Consider the following 718-nt stretch of genomic DNA (forward strand, 5'->3'; position numbering starts at 1 on the left):
ATCACCTGGCGGCCGCCGAGCGCCCCCCGCACCCCCGCCTCGTCCAGCGCCACCTCCACCTCCAGCCGCTCGCGCAGCACCGCCGCCGCGACCCGCCCCGCATCACCCGCCACCGGCACCCGGCCCAGCTCCGCCAGCGTCCGCCGCGACAACTCCGCGCGCGCCGCCGCCCCGTCCGGGCCGTAGTCGGTCAGCCGCGCCTCCTGCCCCGCGATCCCCATCAGCGCCGCCAGGCACGGATCCAGCGCGGCGAACGCGTCGGTGTACCGGCCGGCAAGGTCATCCAGAGCGGTCATCGCCTCAGGCTACGGCCCGCACCCCGAAAAGCGATCATGAAAATGTGCCAAAACACCCCGCCCCGCTACAGCGGCGCACCATCACCGCCGCCGTCACCGCCCGACTGCGACGGCGACGGGCTCGGCCCCGGCGTCGTCGGCGACTCCGACGGCGACGACCCGGGCGACCGCGACGGCGACGGCCCCGGCGACCGCGACGGCTGAGACGGCTGCGGGAACGACGGCGTCGGCTCCGGCGGCGGAGGCGGCGGCTCCTTCACCACCGGCTGGCACGCGAACAGCACACCCATCAGCAACGCCAGCACCAGCAGCGCCGCCGCCAACCCCACGACCGCCGCCACCAGATTCCGCTCCGGCGGACGCTCCCCCACCGGCGCCGCACCCGGCACCGGCGCCGGCGGCCGCGGCCGCCCCTCCAAAGC

2 pseudogenes are annotated in these 718 nt (G+C 77.0%); both read right to left on the reverse strand.

What is annotated here, in order from left to right:
* Positions 1-296 (reverse strand): annotated as a pseudogene (locus tag HUX53_RS36755) (DUF885 domain-containing protein); the annotation flags it as partial.
* Positions 297-361: 65 nt separating this feature from the next.
* Positions 362-718, reverse strand: a pseudogene (locus HUX53_RS40400) (hypothetical protein); the annotation flags it as partial.

It is taken from the genome of Actinomadura sp. BRA 177 (assembly GCF_013372625.1).
Lineage (GTDB): Bacteria > Actinomycetota > Actinomycetes > Streptosporangiales > Streptosporangiaceae > Spirillospora.